This window comes from Pseudooceanicola sediminis (assembly GCF_003575965.1).
Lineage (GTDB): Bacteria > Pseudomonadota > Alphaproteobacteria > Rhodobacterales > Rhodobacteraceae > Pseudooceanicola > Pseudooceanicola sediminis.
Window position 1 is genome coordinate 109,027 of sequence record NZ_QWJJ01000013.1, and the last position, 17,402, is coordinate 126,428.

Consider the following 17,402-nt stretch of genomic DNA (forward strand, 5'->3'; position numbering starts at 1 on the left):
TTGCCTGTTGCCTCCGGCAGGCTTCTTGAATCCCTTGTCGCCGGCGGCATTTGAAGGGACCGCATTTGCGGCCCCCGAGGAGATGATAGCGCAGAGGCGCGTCATTTTGTACTTACTCCGTGCGGAGCGGCCTGAAAGTGATGGAAAAACCGCAGGCTTTTCAGACATCGCTTTCCGCCGCGCAACATATTGTGGTTTCGAAAGAAACGCCTCCAGATGAAGAGCCCTTGGCGGCAACATCGCAGGCGCGCGAAAAAAATTCTGTAACACCGTCTTCACAGGGGCGGAAACCGGGATTTGCGGGGCACAGGCGGAAATCCTCAGGTGCATGCGCAGCCTCGCTCCCTGGCGCTCGGATCAAGGGCTGCATGGCGCAGCCAGCGGCCCTGATGCGCGCGACTTTCCAGCAAACGCTGCAAGCGGTGCAGCGTGGCCTCGGTGGGCGCTGCGCCATCGATGCGGCCCCCCGCAATGATGCACACGCCGCCCGTGCGCAACTCGACCCGCACGGCAGGAGAGAACCCCCGCACCCCCTGCAACCCCCGCCACATGTCCTGACGGACCTGATGGGCGACACGGGTCAGCGACACCGGGCCGGTGGTGGCGACCTCGGTCCTGGCCTCGAGATCAAATTGCACCGGCAGGCGCCGTGTCACGGTGACGGCCTCCGCCTCCCTCAACCTGTGCCAAACATTGCGCGGCATCTGTCGTTTCGTCCTTTCACTGACTGGATGCGTACCGGCCCCTGCTCTCAAAGCGGGATGTTGTCGTGTTTTTTCCAGGGGTTCGCCAATTTCTTGTTGCGCAGACTGGCGAACGCTCGGCTGACACGTCGGCGGGTTGACCTGGGCTGGATGACCTCGTCGATGAACCCCCGCTCGGCGGCGACAAACGGATTGGCAAACCGCGCCTCGTATTCGGCAGCATGGGCCGCAATCTTTTCGGCATCCCCCAGGTCTGCGCGATGAATGATCTCGGTCGCGCCCTTCGCCCCCATCACCGCGATCTCCGCTGTCGGCCAGGCATAGTTGAAATCGCCCCGCAGGTGCTTTGACGACATCACGTCATAGGCACCGCCATAGGCTTTGCGCGTGATCACGGTCACTTTCGGTACCGTCGCCTCGCCGTAGGCGAACAACAGCTTTGCACCGTGCTTGATGACCCCGCCGAATTCCTGGCTGGTGCCCGGCAGAAAGCCCGGAACATCGACAAAAGTCAGGATCGGAATTTCAAACGCATCGCAAAACCGCACAAAGCGCGCCGCTTTTCGTGAACTGTCGATGTCCAGGCATCCAGCCAGCACCATCGGCTGGTTTGCCACGACCCCCACGGTCTGCCCCTCGAGACGGATAAAACCCGTGATGATATTCTTGGCAAATTCCTCCTGAATCTCGTAAAAATCCGCCTCATCCGCGACCTTCAGGATCAGTTCCTTCATATCGTAGGGCGTATTGGCGTTTTCCGGGATCAGGGTATCCAGGCTGTTTTCGATCCGGTTCACGTCGTCGAAGAACGGGCGCACCGGCGGTTTTTCCCGGTTGTTCAGCGGCAGAAAGTCCACCAGGCGGCGGACCTCGGCCAACGCTTCGACGTCGTTTTCAAAAGCGCCGTCGGCAACCGAGCTTTTACGGGTGTGCGTCGAGGCCCCGCCAAGCTCCTCTGCCGTCACAACCTCGTTCGTGACGGTCTTGACCACATCCGGCCCGGTCACGAACATGTAGGAACTGTCTTTCACCATGAAGATGAAGTCGGTCATCGCCGGGCTGTAAACCGCGCCACCCGCACAAGGGCCCATGATGACGCTGATCTGCGGTACGACACCACTTGCCATCACGTTGCGCTGGAACACGTCCGCGTAACCGGCAAGCGAGGCGACGCCTTCCTGGATCCGCGCGCCCCCGGAATCGTTCAGCCCAATGACCGGTGCACCATTCTGCACCGCCATATCCATGATCTTGCAGATTTTCTGGGCGTGGGTCTCCGAAAGCGATCCACCGAATACTGTAAAATCCTGACTGAAGACATAGACCATGCGGCCGTTGATCGTTCCCCAGCCCGTGACGACACCATCCCCGTAAGGCCGTTGCTTTTCCATGCCGAAATCGGTGCAGCGGTGCGCGACAAACATGTCAAATTCCTCAAAGCTGCCGTCATCAAGCAGCAGGTCGATCCTCTCGCGCGCGGTCAGCTTGCCTTTCGAGTGCTGGGCCGCGATGCGGGCTTCGCCCCCGCCGAGACGCGCCGTATCGCGCCGCGCCGTCAGCTCCTGGAGAATGTCCTTCATATTCGCCTCCCGATCTTGGCCATCACCTTGGCCGACGCCTTCGCGCCGACCGTGCTGCCGAACCATAGGCGCAGACAAGGGCGCAAACAAAGAGAAATTGGGCAAATTTGCAAACCCTTGACAAACCCTGAACTGCAAATTGCAAAACTGCAAACTACATGCAACCCACATGGACATGCGCGTTTCATGCGCTTAGCAGAAGCCTATGACACAACCTATTGGCAAGCGACCCCGGCGAACGCCACCACACCTCACGACGCTCATCATGCTCGCGGGGGTTTCCGCCATGACGATGAACGTGTTCCTGCCGTCGCTGCCGCACATCGCAGATCATTTCGGCACTGATTACAAGTTGGTGCAGCTTTCGGTCGCCTCCTATCTTGCTGCCAGCGGTTTCTTGCAATTGTTCATCGGCCCTCTGGCCGACAAGTACGGGCGTCGCCCCATCCTGCTGATCGGCCTGGCCGTCTTTCTTGTTGCAACACTCGGCTGCCTGATGGCGGACAATTTTGCGACCTTCATCGCCTTTCGCGTCCTGCAATCCTCGGTCGCCTGCGGCATGGCGCTTTCGCGTGCCATCGTTCGCGACATGTACAAGGGTGATCGTTCGGCGGCGGTGATGGGGTACGTCACCATGGGCATGTCCATGGTCCCGATGTTTGCACCAGTCGTTGGCGGCGTTCTGGATCAATATTTCGGCTGGCAGGCCTCCTTCTGGTTGCTGTTCGCGGGTGGGGCGATGATCTTCGCGATCAGCTGGGTCGACCTGGGTGAAACGGCTGCACCCAGCGACCTGTCGATCCTGCGTCAGTTTGCCGAATACCCCGAGCTGTTCAAATCCCCCCGGTTCTGGGGCTACTGCATGGCGGCGGCGCTTTCCTCGGGGGCCTTTTTTGCCTACCTCGGTGGCGGCCCATTTGTCGCGACCGAAGTTTTCGCCCTCAGCCCGGCGCAATTCGGCATGTTCAACGCTGCGGCCGGCATCGGGTACTTTGCCGGAAACTGGTTCACCGGCCTGAATGCCGCCCGCGTCGGCATGAACCGGATGATCCTGATCGGCTCGATGCTGATCGCGGGAGGCATGATCGTCTCGCTCATCCTTTCCACGCTTGAGATCGGCAGCCATTACGCCTTTTTCGGTACGATGATCTTTGTGGGCCTTGGCAATGGCATGACGATCCCTTGCGCCAATGCTGGGATGCTGTCAGTCCGCCCGCACCTTGCAGGCACCGCCTCGGGCCTCGGCGGGGCCATGATGATCGGCGGCGGCGCAGCTCTGTCGGCCCTGGCCGGCGCGCTGCTCAGCCCGGCGTCGGGTGCCACGCCACTGATCTGGATCATGATGCTCTGTGGTATTGCCGGGGGCGTCGCCATCCTGGCCGTAATGCACCGTGAGCGCCGGATCATGACGTGAAATCGCGGCAGTTTTGCCGCTCCGGGTTACCGCTTGTTAACCACGATTTGCAAAGTTAGCTTCGACGCAGGCAAAACTGCAAATCGCTGACAGGTGGGGAATGGCCGCACAGAAACTCTATGCTGGCGCCAAGTTGCGTGAAATGCGGCAACGTCTGGCGCTGACACAAAAGGATTTCGCCACCAAGCTCGGCATTTCGCTGCCCTACCTGAACCAGATGGAAAACAACAACCGGCCGGTCTCGACCTCGGTCGTCTTGTCGTTGGCACAGGAGTTCGGGCTGGACGTGACCGAACTTTCGACTGGCGATAGCGAACGCCTGGTTTCCGACATGAAAGAAGCGATGGCCGACCCCGTGCTGGCGGACACGGCGCCCCTGATGGCTGATCTGCGGCTGACGGCATCGAATGCACCCAGCCTTGCGCGGGCGTTTCTGCACCTGCACCGGGCGTATCGGCAAACCCACGAACGCCTCGCCTCGCTTGACGAGGCATTGGGGAGAGAGGATTCGCGCAGCACGCCATCCCCGTGGGACGAGGTGCGCGATTTCTTCCACTACTGCGACAATTACATTGATCCGGTCGATCGCGCGGCCGAACGCTTCGCCGCACCGGTGCGCAGCGAAAACAACCTGCGCGTACGTGCGGTTTCCGTCCTGGGCAACCTGGGTATCGACGTCGTATTTGCGGACATCCAGCACCTGCGCGTCTACGACCCGGCAGCGAAACGGCTGACCCTTTCACTCCGCGCCACGCCGGAAACCCAGACCTTTCAGCTCTTGCTGCAAGTCGCGCTGCTGGAGCAGGACAAATTGCTCGAGGCAACGCTGGATCTTGCGCGGTTTCAGTCCGACACGGCCCGGTCCATAGCCAAGATCGGCCTGGCTAATTATTTTGCCGGTGCAGCAATGATGCCGTACACCCGCTTCCTGGCCAAGTCACAGGAGGTCCGACATGATCTCGAACGCCTCGCCATGCACTTCGGTGCATCGATCGAACAGGTCGCGCATCGGCTGTCGACGCTGCAACGACCTGGTGCCAAGGGTATTCCCTTCTTCTTTGTACGTGTGGATCAGGCCGGCACGATCACCAAACGCCATTCCGCGACGCGCCTGCAATTCGCGCGATTTGGCGGCGCATGCCCGCTTTGGAACGTGCATCGTGCCTTTGAAACACCGGGGCAATTCCTGCGCCAGCTTGCACAAACCCCCGACGGTGTCCGGTATGTCTCGCTGGCCCGCGACGTCAGCAAGGCAGGCGGTTCATTCGGCGCACCGGTACGCCGGTTTGCCATCGCTCTCGGCTGCGAGGTGGCCCACGCGGGTGCCCTGATCTATGCCGACGGGTTGGACCTGACCAATCCAAAAGCCTTTGAGCCGATTGGTATTTCCTGCCGGATTTGCGAACGCGAACAGTGCCACCAGCGCTCCGTCCCACCGCTGGAGCGCAAGCTCAGCATCAACGTGAACGCCCGCGGGACGCTACCGTACGAGGTCGGCTGACCCGGCATCGCCCCCATCCAACACCGCCAGCTGATCGGCGGCGCCCAGACCGAACCCGGAATGCGACTGATCCCCGGCTGCTTCACGCTCGGTCTGGCCGATATCGACACGGGCCACAACCGACATGCCCGGCACCAGACGCGCCGCCAACGCCTGATCGGGGTCGATGTTGATGCGCACAGGCAGCCGCTGCGAGATCTTGATGAAATTACCGGTCGCGTTGGAACTGCCCATGACGCTGAACTCCGAACCCGTGGCGGGTGAAAAGCTGGCGATCCGCCCTGTCATCACGGCTTCGCCCAGGGCGTCGACTGTAAAACTGACCTTTTGCCCGATGTTCATGCCGGACAGCTGCGTTTCCTTGAAATTGGCGACCACCCAGATCGTGTCCGGCACCAGGGACGTCAGCTTGGTGCCCGCGGTGACATACTGGCCGACGTGGGCAGCAACCTCGCCCAACCGCCCGTCGACCGGCGCCACGATCCGGGTGTTATCCAGCGATATCTGCGCCAGTTTGACGGTGGCCTCGGCCTGGCGCACATTTGCCTCCAGCGACGTTCGCCCCGTGATGACCGATGCCAGGGACTGACGTGCCGTCTCTGCGTTGGCCGTGGCCTGTTGCACGGCGGCCTGCGCCTGTTCATAGCTCAGCTGGGATTCATCTGCTGTCTGGTTCGACAGCACCCCGCGCTGCTTCAGCGCGTTGGAGCGGTCCAGATTCGCCTGGGCCAGTTTAAGGCTCGCCTTGGCAGACACGACGCCCGCCTCGGCGGCATTTACGCTGGCTTCGGCAGATTTGCGATCTTGGTCCGAATTGGTCAGTGCCGCGCGTGCTGCATCCAGCGCCGCCTGTGCCTGCGCGACCTTTTCGCGGTAACTGTCCTCGTCGATCCTGACCAATAGATCTCCGGCCTTCACACGCTGATAATCCTGCACGGCAACCTCGGCCACCTCTCCGGCCAACTGCGGTGCGATGAACGTGACCTGCCCCCGGACATAAGCGTCGTCGGTGACGCGCATCGTCGTTTCGAAGGGCGGCAGACGCCAGGCGTACAACACGCCCAGAACACCCAGAACACCGATGGCACAGGCTAGAAATGTCGCGATATGGCGGGAAAAGCGGGAAATCATGGCGAAACTCGATCAAGCAGCTTGGGGAGGAGAAGGATTGGCGGGGTCGTTCACCGAAACGGCAGCGTCAGCCGCGGCCTTGCGCCGGGCGCGCCAGCCATCCAGGGCGACATGCCCCAGCAACAGGGCCAGCGCCGCCGTGGACAGCGCGGCAACACCCAGAAAGGCGTCGTTGTAGGCCAGGACCGAGGCCTGGGTCGCCACCTGGCGCCCCATCACCGTGGCCGCCTGTCCGGCCAGTTGCGCCGGGTCGGAAATGGACGATGAATAGGCGGCGCCATAGGCCGACATTTGCGACGCGACCATGGGGTCGGTGGCCGGCAGCGCTTCGTACAGGCGGGTCAGGTGCAGTTTCTGGCGGATCTGAACAAAGGTCGAAAACAGGGCACTGCCGAAGACACCGCCGATCTTCTGGGTCGAGATGAAAACGACGATGAAGCTCAGCAGGTATTGCGGCCCGCGCGCCAGCGCCGACAACAGGCCGGACAAGAGAGCGGGCGGCAGGAACAGCGCCGAGGCCATGGCGATCAGCCCCTGCGACAGGTACATCTGCGACGGCGCGATCTGTGACGTGGCCCGGGCATCCATCAGCGAACCGACAATCAACAGGCTCAGCGAAACGATGTGAAATTGCTGCACCCGCTCGGGTTTCAGCGTAAAGGCGCAGATCACTCCGCCCAGTATGGTCACGCAGAGCACGACGACCCACAGCATCCGTGTTTGATCATTCAGCAGGCCAAGCGCGCGAAACAGACCGGCGGCCCCCGAACTCTGTTCACTCAGCACCAGACGGAACAGCAGCAATGTGCCCGCGAAGTGCAGGACAGGCGGGCTGGTCAGCCAGCGGATGTCGATCAGCGGTGAGGTCCGGTTCAGCTCGATACACGCCGCAACGGCAAAGGCCGCGACCCCGACCGCCAGAAGCACCCCCAGCCAGGGTTGCTCGAACCACCAATAGAGAGGGCCCAGCGTAAAGCTGACGGCGAGAGCCCCGAAACTGACCGCGATCAACAGGAATGAGATCACGTCGGCGGACTCGATCACCTTGCTGCGCGGAGGAGAGTTCAGCGGAAACAGGTAGATCAGGCCGAAACCGATCGCAGCCATTGCCGCCTCGAACGCGGTCAGACCATGCCACAGCCCGACCTCCAACAGGTGCGGCGACACCAGCCGCGTCACCGACGAGCCCATGAAGATCGCCGTCAGCGCCGCCGACAGGCCGATATTCAGCTTTTTCTCGGGTGGCAGCGGCTCCAGCATGTACAGAAACGCCAGCGACGTCATTGGCGCCGCCGCCATGCCCGACAGAAACCGGACCGCCATGTTCGACCACAGGCCATCGGCCGCGTAGTTCAGCAGCGCTGCCAACAGAAACCCGATAATCGACAGCTCTGCAAAATTCCGCAGCCCGTATTGGGCACGGATCTTGATCAACGCCAGCGTCAGCGAGACGTTCGGTGCCAGATAGGCCGCGACCAGCCAGGTCGTCTCGGCCTGCGTCGCGCCGAAACCGCCCTGCAACTGCTGCACGTTGGCCGAAACGACGCTCTGCCCGAACCCCTGCGCCAAGGCCAGCAGAACCGAGGTTCCGAAATAGCCGCTCGCACGCAGGCGCGACATCGGCACGAACGGTGGCGGCGACGGGGGCTGGGGGCTGGTCGACGGCGCCTCGGCCTCTTCACCGGAAACCGGTTCTTGGCGGTCCGTATCAGCGCGGGGCACCGCCTGCTCTGTTCCCGTCGTGTGGGTGCGCTCGGTCATTCGGACGCCGCCTTCACGATGTTTTCCAGCATCTGATGGATGACGCGGTCCGCGACCTCCAGATCCTCTTCCGGGATGCCCTCAATCAGTTCGTGGCGGATCGCTTCGGTCAGTTCCGTCACGGTCTGCGCCTGTGCCCGTGCTGGCGCAGTCATGTGAACGTGGCGCTGACGCCGATCCTGGGAAGAGATCTCGCGGCGCACCAACCCTGCCTCTTCCAACCCGTCGATCAGCCGCGCCATCGTGGGCCGCTCAACATCCATCGCCTCGGCCAGCTCGGCCTGTGTCTGGGCCTCGCAGGTGTTCATGTGCAGCAGCAAGCGGGCGCGCGCATAGGTCAACCCGTGCGAACTGGTCCGCGCATCGAACAGCGTCCGCACTTTCCGGGTCAGCGTGACGAGGTTGCGGTAAAAGGTTTCGCGAGAGTCTCTCTGGGTCATCGGAATCAAGATAGCCTGCTAATCAATAGCACCCTACCTAAAGTCGCAGAGGTGAATCGGCAAGCCGGTGAGCCATGCAAAAATCGCAAGGCCGTACTGTCGTCTTTAAAAGAGAGAAGTGTGAATTCGCCGCCTGCGCGCGGGCAGGTGCGTCAGACCTTGGTGGCGACGGACGGCGGTGTGATCTGGCGACGCTTCAGCACCGCTTCGCGCCACGTGATAAAGGTCACCGACGACAGGATCAGCACACCACCCAGCACCACGAAAGGGTCGACGGGTTCATCGAATACGAATGCCCCCAACGACACCGCCCAGACCAATTGCAGAAACGTCACGGGCTGCGTCACCGTCATGGGCGCGGCCTTGAAAGCCAGCGTCATGAAATAATGCCCCAAGGTTGCCAGCACCGCGACCAGAAACAACTGTCCAAGCTGGCCCAGGCTTGGCGGCACCCAGACGGGCAATGCAAGCGGCAGCAGGCCGATCGACACGGTGATCGACAACATCGCGACAATGACCAGCGCATCGACATCGTCCGACAGACGCTTGCTGATCATGTACGACGCGGCGAAACAGGTGGCTGTCCCCAGCATCGCCAGGTGACCGGGACCGATTTCGCGCAAACCCGGGCGCAGGATGATGAAGGCCCCGATCAGCCCGCAGATCACAGCCATGATCCGGCGCGATGCCAGCCGCTCTCCCAGAAACAATGCCGCCCCGATGGTGATCAGGATGGGCGACAGGTAATTCATCGCCGTCACATCGGCGATCGGAATGCGGGCCATGGCGTAAAACCACAGCGCCACGCCCACGGAATGCACCGCACCTCGCACTGCGATCAGCCGCCACTGGCGCGCCGCCAGCCGCATCGCCAGCAATCGCGGCACCAGCGGGATCAGGATCAGCAAACCCAGGCTGAACCGAAGGAATGCCGCCTGCGTCGAAGGCAGCGCCGTTCCCAGGCTTTTGACCAGCGCATTGACACCGACAAACATCATGCCCGCCGCCAGCATCCACAGCACCCCGCTCACAGGGTTAGATTTACGTGCTTCCATCATGCTTTCAGGGGTTAAGGCGATTGATGCACCTGCACAAGCCCCCAGCAGAAAACGCCACCCGCCGTTTTCAGGTGGTGCAAGGCAATCCTCGCCCGGTCAGCAACACCGCACCACGCGCTCCGTTCATCCGCGGGTCACACCACGGGCGCACGCCCTCACCAGCAGCGGCCATCGCGCCGCCCCGCTGCACCGGCGTTCAACAGGTCGCGCAGGATGCTCAGCCGCGTCGCCGCCGTCAGAACCACTGCCCAGGTTCCATCAGCCCGAAATCCAGCAACTGCCTGGAGTTCCATTCGAATTTCTCAGAATTGTGCCACACGAAAGACGCAATTTCGCGCCGTGACCCTGGATTGCGCTTCAGCGCCTTGGCCGTGCGAAACGAACAGATACACACCGTAAGATTGTGATGCCATGGGCAGGAATACGTGTTGTATTCCTCATCGTCAAAGGTGTGATCTTCACGCAGCCGCAGGCCACGCCGGGATCGGAACAGCGAAATCCTGTCGATCTTGCGGCGACCGGGGGGAATGTGTTCCTCGTACCGCCAACGCAATCCGCCAAAGAAATCCAGTTGCCTGTCCTTGGCCGCGCCCTGCGCATCCAGCCGTGCCAGCGCGTAATAACCGGACTTGTCGAGATATGCGTTGTCCATCGACACCGCGTCCGGGAACCGTTCCAGATCATCTGCATATATGTCGATCACATACGACAGCATCGAGGTGCGGCGCTCTTCGGTATGGAACATCAGCAATTCACCCACCGTGCGGCTTTCGCAGAACGGGTGAAACAGGAACTCGGCGTTATAGCAGTAATACAACCACGTGCCGGTCGGCGCGGCCTCGTTGACCGCATTGACGGCCTCGCTCAGCGCATCGTCCCGCGCCATCGAATAGCGGATGCGCGTCACCGTATGGGCCAGGTCATCGGCCAGCTCGAACACGTCGGGTGCAAACAACAGCACCTGGGCAAACCCTGCGTCCCGGTGATGGCGCAGGGTCGCATCCAGCGCGACATCGTCCTCGGCAAAGATCATCGCGATCGGCCCCTTGGCCAACAGCGGCTGGTCGGCGCGCAGGAACCTGCTCAGACTGTCGAAGTACACTCGGGCCGCCCCTGTTCTGTCGCTGCGTCCCCGTCAGGAAACCCGGCTTTCCCCTGCATTGCAAGCACCCCCGCATCTGGTGTAGGACACCGCCTTGTTCCCACACGTCCCTTTCCCGATAAGGCAAGCGATCATGGCCGAGACCAAGAAGCTGTTCATCAAGACCTACGGTTGCCAGATGAACGTCTATGACAGCGAGCGTATGGCCGAAGCGCTCGGCGGCAACGGCTACGAGGAAGTCTCCTCTGCGGCCGAGGCGGACATGATCCTGCTCAACACGTGTCATATTCGTGAAAAAGCGGCTGAAAAGATCTATTCGGAACTTGGCCGGATGCGCGACCTCAAGACCGCCAAACCCGATCTAAAGATCGGCATCGCCGGATGTGTCGCGCAGGCCGAAGGCGCCGAGATCATGCGCCGTCAACCGATGGTCGATCTGGTCGTCGGCCCGCAAAGCTATCACCGCCTGCCCGAGATGGAAGCCAGGGCGGGTGGCGGCGAAAAGGTGCTCGACACCGATTTCCCCGAAGAAGACAAGTTCGAGCTGTTGAAGGCCCGTCCGAAATCGAAACGTGGTCCCACCGCTTTCCTGACCGTTCAGGAAGGGTGCGACAAGTTCTGTGCCTTCTGCGTCGTGCCCTATACACGTGGCGCCGAAGTATCCCGCCCCGTCGATCGCATCCTCACCGAGGCGCGGGACCTGGTCGCGCGCGGCGTGCGCGAAATCACCATGCTGGGTCAGAACGTCAACGCCTACCACGGCGCCGGGACGGATGGCCGGGACTGGACGCTGGCCCGCCTGATCTGGGAGCTGGCCGAGATCGACGGCCTAGAGCGTCTGCGCTTTACCACCTCGCACCCCAACGACATGAGCGACGATCTGATCGACGCCCATGGCCGCTGCGAAAAGCTGATGCCCTACCTGCACCTGCCCGTGCAATCGGGCAGCGACCACATTCTGAAACGGATGAACCGCAGCCATACCCGCGACAGCTACCTGCGCCTGATCGACCGCATTCGCACGGCCCGTCCCGACATCCTGCTCTCAGGCGACTTCATCGTCGGCTTCCCCGAGGAAACCGACGCGGATTTCCGTGATACCGTCCGCCTGATCGAAGAGGTCGGCTATGGGCAGGCCTACAGCTTCAAGTACTCCACCCGGCCCGGCACCCCCGCGGCGGAACGCGGCCAGATCGACGATGCCGTCGCCTCTGAACGGCTTGCCGAATTGCAGGCCCTGATCACCCGTCAGCAGCGCGCCGTTCAGGATGCGATGATCGGCAAGGAGGTTGGGGTATTGTTCGAAAAGGCGGGCCGGATGCCGGGGCAGATGGTCGGAAAATCGGACCACCTGCATGCCGTGCATGTCGATTCCGATACCCTGCAACCCGGCGACCTGCGCCGCGTGCGCATCATCGGATCAAACACCAACTCCCTCTCCGGGGTCGTGCTGTAAGCGCCCCTCGGATTGCCGCGCCCCCAGGTAAGAGCCATCAGCAGGTCCGGCCATGGTCCCGGACCGGCGCCGCCCCTACGTTTACCCTATTCGACTAAAATACTTTGTAAATTCGATACACCGGCGTAAGTGCTGTCCATGACATGGGGCAGCGCACCAAGCCTGCCTGACATGATGTTTCAGGCGATCCCGGCATGGCCTCCAGAAGGATGCACAATCCGGCGCCGCTCCGCTTTCAGGACCGTAAAAATGAAAACCTTGCTCAACTCTGCGGCGTTCGCGCTGTGCCTGCTGCCGTCCGTTCCCGCCCTGGCGTCGACCCCGGCCACCCCCGAAACCGCACCTCGCCCGGTCATCGTCAGCTGCTTTCGCGGCCCCTGGACCGAGGTGATCTGGGACCATGCCAATCCGAAATTCATCCGCAGCCTGCGCGCGCTCGGCTATGATCAGGAAACGTCGGAGGCCATCGGCAACGACATCTGCCGCAACCCCGCCCTGGTCAACGATCCGGCGGCCATGCGTGCCGAAATGACCCGGATCTACGAAGAATCCCTGACCTACCTGAGCCGTCAGAACGGCTGACGCCCCGCTCCGTGCGGCGCGCCACGCCCCAGCCTCCCGACATTGCAAGGGCCGACGCATCTCCGTGCGCCGGCTTTTGCCTTTGCGACCCGCCATAACGGGCCAGCCCCGCCGCGTCGCCAGGCCATCCGCGCCCCGCGTCGCGTCCGGAGCGATCGATGCCCCGGTCCTTTCGTTGCGGTATTTTCATACTTTGCGGGCAGAGTGTCGCCCAAGCGATCATTCGGGGCTTGCCGGAAGCCGCGCGCGCTGCCACCTTATATGTCAGGGGCCGCGCCCTGCGAGCCCTCTCTGCGACCCAAGCCCATTGAAGGAGCGCTACTTGGCCACAAGCCTGCTGACCCCGCAATCGGATGATGTCACCCTAGCCGAAGTCGCTGTCGAATTTCCCGACAACTTTCTTCTGATAGAACTCTGCGGCGAATTTGATCGCAATCTGGCCCAGATTGAAAAACACCTCGGCACCCAGATCCTGCGTCGCGGCAACCACCTTATCGCCATTGGCAGCGCCCCAGCCGCGAAAGAAACGGTGGATGTCCTGCGCGCGCTCTATTCCCGCCTCGAGGCCGGTCGGGAGGTCGAGAGCGGCGATATAGATCGCGAATTGCGCATGAACAGTTCCGCAGCCATCCCCGCCACCACCACGCCCGGCGACGCCGGTGCCCAGCTTGAGATGTTCAAAGGTGGCCGGGTCGAGATCAAGACCCGCAAGAAAATGGTCGAACCCCGGACCGAGGCACAAAAAGCCTATGTCCAGAACCTCTTCGCCCATGAACTCGCCTTTGGCATCGGCCCTGCCGGCACGGGCAAGACCTACCTTGCCGTGGCAGTCGCCGTTTCGATGTTCATCGAAGGCCACGTCGACAAGATCATCCTGTCCCGCCCCGCTGTCGAAGCGGGCGAAAAGCTCGGCTATCTGCCCGGCGACATGAAGGACAAGATCGATCCCTACATGCAGCCGCTCTACGACGCCCTGAACGACTTCCTGCCCGGCAAGCAACTCGCCAAGCTGATGGAGGAAAAGCGGATCGAGATCGCGCCGCTGGCCTTCATGCGGGGCCGCACCCTTGCAAACGCCTACGTGGTGCTGGACGAGGCGCAGAACGCCACCACCATGCAGATGAAAATGTTCCTGACCCGGCTTGGTCAGGGGTCACGCATGGCGATCACCGGGGACCGGTCGCAGGTCGACCTGCCGCGCGGAGTCAATTCCGGCCTGCGCGACGCGGAACGCCTGCTCAGTCATATTCCCGACATCAGCTTCAACTACTTCACCTCCAAGGATGTCGTGCGCCACCCCCTTGTGGCCAAGATCATCGAAGCCTATGAGGCCGACGAAACCACATAACGTCTCCTGGCAGGACGCGGCCCGATGCCCCGTCCTGCCGATTTAGTCCGGGGGTGCGGGGGCCGACAGCCCCTGCGAGCAACGTGAGCGCACTGACAGATACCGTGATCGAGGATGACCGCTGGCACACCGCCGGCCTTGCCTCGTTGGCCGAACGCGCCGCGCTCGCCACCCTGACGCACCTCGGCATCGACGTCGGCGCGCATGAAATCTGCGTCATGGGCTGTGACGATGCGCGGATTGCCCGCCTCAACACCGAATTTCGCGACAAGCCCACCCCCACGAACGTCCTGTCCTGGCCCGCCGAGGATCTGGCAGCGCAAGAGGACGGTGCGCCCCCCTTTGCGCCCGACAGCGACGATCCCATGGACAGTGAACTGGGCGATATTGCCATCTCCTACGACACCTGTGCCCGCGAAGCGAAAGAATCAGGCCTGCCCTTCGCGGACCACGTGACGCACCTCGTCGTGCACGGAATCCTTCATCTTCTGGGCTATGACCACGTCCGGGACGGCGATGCGGAGCTGATGGAGCGGAAAGAAGTCGAAATACTTGGCAATCTGGGTATCGGTGACCCATATAATCGAAATGGCGGGCAATAGGCCCGCGACAACTGGAAAGGTACAATGGGCGACAGCACAGACGGGTCTTCTAACGCAGCGCGCCGCGCGCTGCCCCAGGATCCAGACCCCGCGCCCCCCTTGGGGGCTTCCGTGGTCAAATTCGAAGGCGACGGCTTCCCTGCGCGGGCAGCCACCGATCCGGTCGTATCCGCGACCGACGCGCCTGCCGCCGACACCCGGTCGCAAAACGGTTACGTGATTTCCATGCCTTCAGAGGTCGAGGAAGAAGATGCCTCCCTCTTTGGCAAGGGCGGTTTCCTGCGCCGTCTTTTTTCGTCTCGGACACCCGAGGAAGAAGATTGCGACGAACCCGAACCCATGCCCATGCGCAGCACCGACGGGGATCGCCGCGCGCACCACTCGTTGCTGAACCTGCGCCGGATGCGGGTCGAAGACGTCTCGATTCCCAAGGCCGAAATCGTCTCGGTTCCCTCGACCATCACCCAGGCCGAACTGGTCAAGGTCTTTCGCGACAGCGGCATGACGCGCCTGCCCGTCTACCAGGGCACGCTGGATACGCCTGTCGGCATGGTGCACCTCAAGGACTTTGCCCTGCGCCACGGCTGGGACGCCAACTCTCGGTTTTCGCTCAAGGCGTTGCTGCGCCCGCTGCTGTTCGTTCCGCCGTCGATGCCGATCGGGGTTCTGCTGCAAAAGATGCAATCGGATCGTCGCCACATGGCCCTTGTGATCGACGAATACGGTGGCGTCGACGGCCTCGTCACGATCGAGGACCTGATCGAACAGGTCATCGGTGAGATCGAGGATGAACACGACGTGGAGGAGGACGCCCTCTGGACACGTGAGGCCTCGGGCAGCTACCTCGCCCTGGCCAAGGCGCCGCTGGATGAATTCGAAGAGGCGATCGGCACCTCTCTCACCGACGACGACAGCGTCGACGAAGAGGAAATCGACACCCTCGGCGGACTGGTCGTCATGCTGTCGGGTCGTGTGCCCGCCCGCGGCGAGGTCGTCGAACACCCCGCCGGCCATGAATTCGAGGTGGTCGAGGCCGATCCCCGTCGGATCAAGCGGTTGCGCGTGCGACTGAACACCGACCTCTCCGCCAGCGCCGCGGCCACCTGAGCGAAAGACCGGAATTGAATGCAATGCCCCGACGCCTGATTGCCTGGTGGACCCTGCCCGCCGGGATTTTGGCGGCGGGCGGGCAGGCTCCGGTCTCGCTCTGGCTGCTTGCGCTGGCCGGCTTTTCGCTGCTTGCGCTGGCGCATCTGCGTTCGCCTTCGCCACGCGCCGCCGCCCTCGCCGGTTGGCGCTTCGGTTTCGGCTATTTCGCTGCGGCCCTGTTGTGGATCGTCGAACCCTTCATGGTCGACGCGGCCCATGACGGCTGGATGGCGCCGTTTGCACTGATCCTGCTCAGCGGCGGGCTGGCCTTGTTCTGGGCCCTCGCCCTTTACCTGGCCCGGCGCGTGGCCCCCAGGGGTGCACTGGCCCCGGCACTGGCCTTCGCCGCTGCCCTGACGCTGTCCGAGGCCCTGCGCGGCTGGATCTTCACCGGATTTCCCTGGTCCCTGATCGGCCAGAACCTCATCCCCAGCCCGATCCTGCCGCTCGCCGCGCTTGCCGGGCCCCACGCCCTCAGCCTGGCACTCCTGCTGCCCGCTGCCGCCTTCGGCGCGGCCCTGTCGCGACGCCAGTGGCGGCCCGCCCTGACAGGCGCCGCATTGCTCGCCGCACTCCTGCTCCTGTCGCCCCTCGCGCGCCCCCTGGCGCCCCCGGCAGGCCCCGGCGCCCCCATCGTGCGACTGGTCCAACCCAATGCCCCGCAACGCGAAAAATGGGATTCTGAAAAGTCCGCGATGTTTTTTCGCCGTCAGCTGGATTACAGCAGCGCCGCACCGACGCCGGACCTGATCGTCTGGCCTGAAACGGCCATTCCCTACCTGCTCGACCAGAACCCCGGCCTGCCCGCGATGCTGTCGCGCGATGCGAATGGCGCGCCCCTGGCCGTCGGGATCAATCGCAGCCAGGATGGGCGCTACTACAACTCTCTCGCCGTGATCGGCCCGGACGCGACGCTGGTCGACCTGTATGACAAGCATCACCTCGTGCCCTTCGGGGAATATATTCCCTTTGGCGATCTGCTGGCAAAGCTCGGCATCACGGCCTTTGCCGCCCAGACCGGGCATGGCTTTTCCGCCGGCCCCGGTCCGCATCTGATCACGATCCCCGGCGTCGGAACCGCCCTGCCCCTGATCTGCTACGAAGCGGTGTTTCCCCGCGATATCCGCAATGCGCCCGCCCGCCCCGATCTGCTGCTTCAAATCACCAACGATGCCTGGTTCGGCACCTTTTCCGGCCCCTATCAACACCTTGCGCAGGCCCGCCTGCGCAGTGTCGAACAGGGGCTGCCGATGATCCGCGTCGCCAACACCGGCATCTCGGCGCTGATCGCGGCTGATGGCACAGTTCTGGACGCGTTGCCGCTGGGCCAGGCGGGGTATCTCGACGTGGCCCTGCCATCGGCTGCCCCCGCGACACCCTACGCCCGTCACGGCGACCTGCCGGCGCTGCTGGCGGCATTTCTGGCACTCGCCCTGTCGGCGGCTCTGGCGTTCATGCCTCGTTCAGCACCCGGGCATAAAGCGATTGACCATCCCGACCCGCAGTCGTAACCAAGTTGTACACGCCGCCCCAACGGCTTCCTGACGGGGCAGGTAAGACATATCGGAGCACTT

General features: G+C 62.7%; 15 protein-coding genes and 1 riboswitch. Of the genes, 8 read left to right on the forward strand and 7 right to left on the reverse strand.

Annotation, left to right across the window (positions count from 1 at the left end):
- Positions 1–320 precede the first annotated feature (320 nt).
- Complete coding sequence (locus DL237_RS14875) at positions 321–704, reverse strand: hypothetical protein (RefSeq protein WP_119399876.1); 384 nt, start codon at positions 702–704, stop codon at positions 321–323.
- 47 nt (positions 705–751) lie between these two features.
- A complete protein-coding gene (locus DL237_RS14880) occupies positions 752–2,284 on the reverse strand; it encodes an acyl-CoA carboxylase subunit beta (RefSeq protein ID WP_119399877.1) in 1,533 nt (510 codons plus the stop codon).
- 205 nt (positions 2,285–2,489) lie between these two features.
- On the opposite strand from DL237_RS14880, the gene DL237_RS14885 reads away from it, so the two are divergent.
- The gene (locus DL237_RS14885; protein WP_119399878.1) at positions 2,490–3,698 is read left to right on the forward strand and encodes a multidrug effflux MFS transporter; all 1,209 of its coding nucleotides are present in this window, start codon (positions 2,490–2,492) and stop codon (positions 3,696–3,698) included.
- Between the two features lie 100 nt (positions 3,699–3,798).
- Positions 3,799–5,199 (forward strand): helix-turn-helix domain-containing protein, encoded by a 1,401-nt coding sequence (locus DL237_RS14890; protein ID WP_119399879.1) that lies wholly within the window; start codon positions 3,799–3,801, stop codon positions 5,197–5,199.
- Here the strand turns inward: DL237_RS14890 and DL237_RS14895 are convergent.
- The 5 genes from DL237_RS14895 to DL237_RS14915 form a co-directional block, all read right to left on the reverse strand.
- A complete protein-coding gene (locus tag DL237_RS14895) occupies positions 5,179–6,330 on the reverse strand; it encodes an HlyD family secretion protein (RefSeq protein WP_119399880.1) in 1,152 nt (383 codons plus the stop codon). The genes DL237_RS14890 and DL237_RS14895 overlap by 21 nt on opposite strands.
- Before the next feature lie 12 nt (positions 6,331–6,342).
- Positions 6,343–8,091: an MFS transporter gene (locus tag DL237_RS14900; protein WP_199672106.1), complete on the reverse strand. Its 1,749-nt coding sequence runs from the start codon at positions 8,089–8,091 to the stop codon at positions 6,343–6,345.
- Complete coding sequence (locus tag DL237_RS14905; protein ID WP_119399881.1) at positions 8,088–8,531, reverse strand: MarR family winged helix-turn-helix transcriptional regulator; 444 nt, start codon at positions 8,529–8,531, stop codon at positions 8,088–8,090. The genes DL237_RS14900 and DL237_RS14905 overlap by 4 nt, the downstream gene beginning before the upstream one ends.
- A gap of 152 nt (positions 8,532–8,683) precedes the next feature.
- Positions 8,684–9,610: a DMT family transporter gene (locus DL237_RS14910; protein ID WP_267897028.1), complete on the reverse strand. Its 927-nt coding sequence runs from the start codon at positions 9,608–9,610 to the stop codon at positions 8,684–8,686.
- A 214-nt stretch (positions 9,611–9,824) separates the two neighbouring features.
- Entirely contained in the window at positions 9,825–10,691 is an 867-nt protein-coding gene (locus tag DL237_RS14915) for a glycosyltransferase family 2 protein (protein ID WP_119399883.1), read from the reverse strand.
- A 133-nt stretch (positions 10,692–10,824) separates the two neighbouring features.
- Here DL237_RS14915 and miaB point away from each other — a divergent pair, with 133 nt between their 5' ends.
- From miaB to lnt, 6 genes are all read left to right on the forward strand, one after another.
- Positions 10,825–12,147 carry a tRNA (N6-isopentenyl adenosine(37)-C2)-methylthiotransferase MiaB gene (gene miaB, locus DL237_RS14920; protein ID WP_119399884.1) on the forward strand — a complete coding sequence of 441 codons (1,323 nt, stop codon included), beginning with the start codon at positions 10,825–10,827 and terminating at the stop codon, positions 12,145–12,147.
- A gap of 249 nt (positions 12,148–12,396) precedes the next feature.
- Positions 12,397–12,729: a hypothetical protein gene (locus DL237_RS14925; RefSeq protein WP_119399885.1), complete on the forward strand. Its 333-nt coding sequence runs from the start codon at positions 12,397–12,399 to the stop codon at positions 12,727–12,729.
- A gap of 322 nt (positions 12,730–13,051) precedes the next feature.
- Complete coding sequence (locus tag DL237_RS14930; RefSeq protein ID WP_119399886.1) at positions 13,052–14,077, forward strand: PhoH family protein; 1,026 nt, start codon at positions 13,052–13,054, stop codon at positions 14,075–14,077.
- Between the two features lie 83 nt (positions 14,078–14,160).
- Positions 14,161–14,679: an rRNA maturation RNase YbeY gene (ybeY, locus tag DL237_RS14935; RefSeq protein WP_119399887.1), complete on the forward strand. Its 519-nt coding sequence runs from the start codon at positions 14,161–14,163 to the stop codon at positions 14,677–14,679.
- Positions 14,680–14,904: 225 nt separating this feature from the next.
- On the forward strand, positions 14,905–15,786 hold the full coding sequence (locus DL237_RS14940) for a hemolysin family protein (protein WP_119399921.1): 882 nt from the start codon (positions 14,905–14,907) through the stop codon (positions 15,784–15,786).
- A 23-nt stretch (positions 15,787–15,809) separates the two neighbouring features.
- Positions 15,810–17,339 (forward strand): apolipoprotein N-acyltransferase, encoded by a 1,530-nt coding sequence (lnt, locus tag DL237_RS14945; protein WP_119399888.1) that lies wholly within the window; start codon positions 15,810–15,812, stop codon positions 17,337–17,339.
- 11 nt (positions 17,340–17,350) lie between these two features.
- A riboswitch (SAM-SAH riboswitch) is annotated at positions 17,351–17,399 on the forward strand.
- The last annotated feature ends 3 nt before the right edge of the window (positions 17,400–17,402 follow it).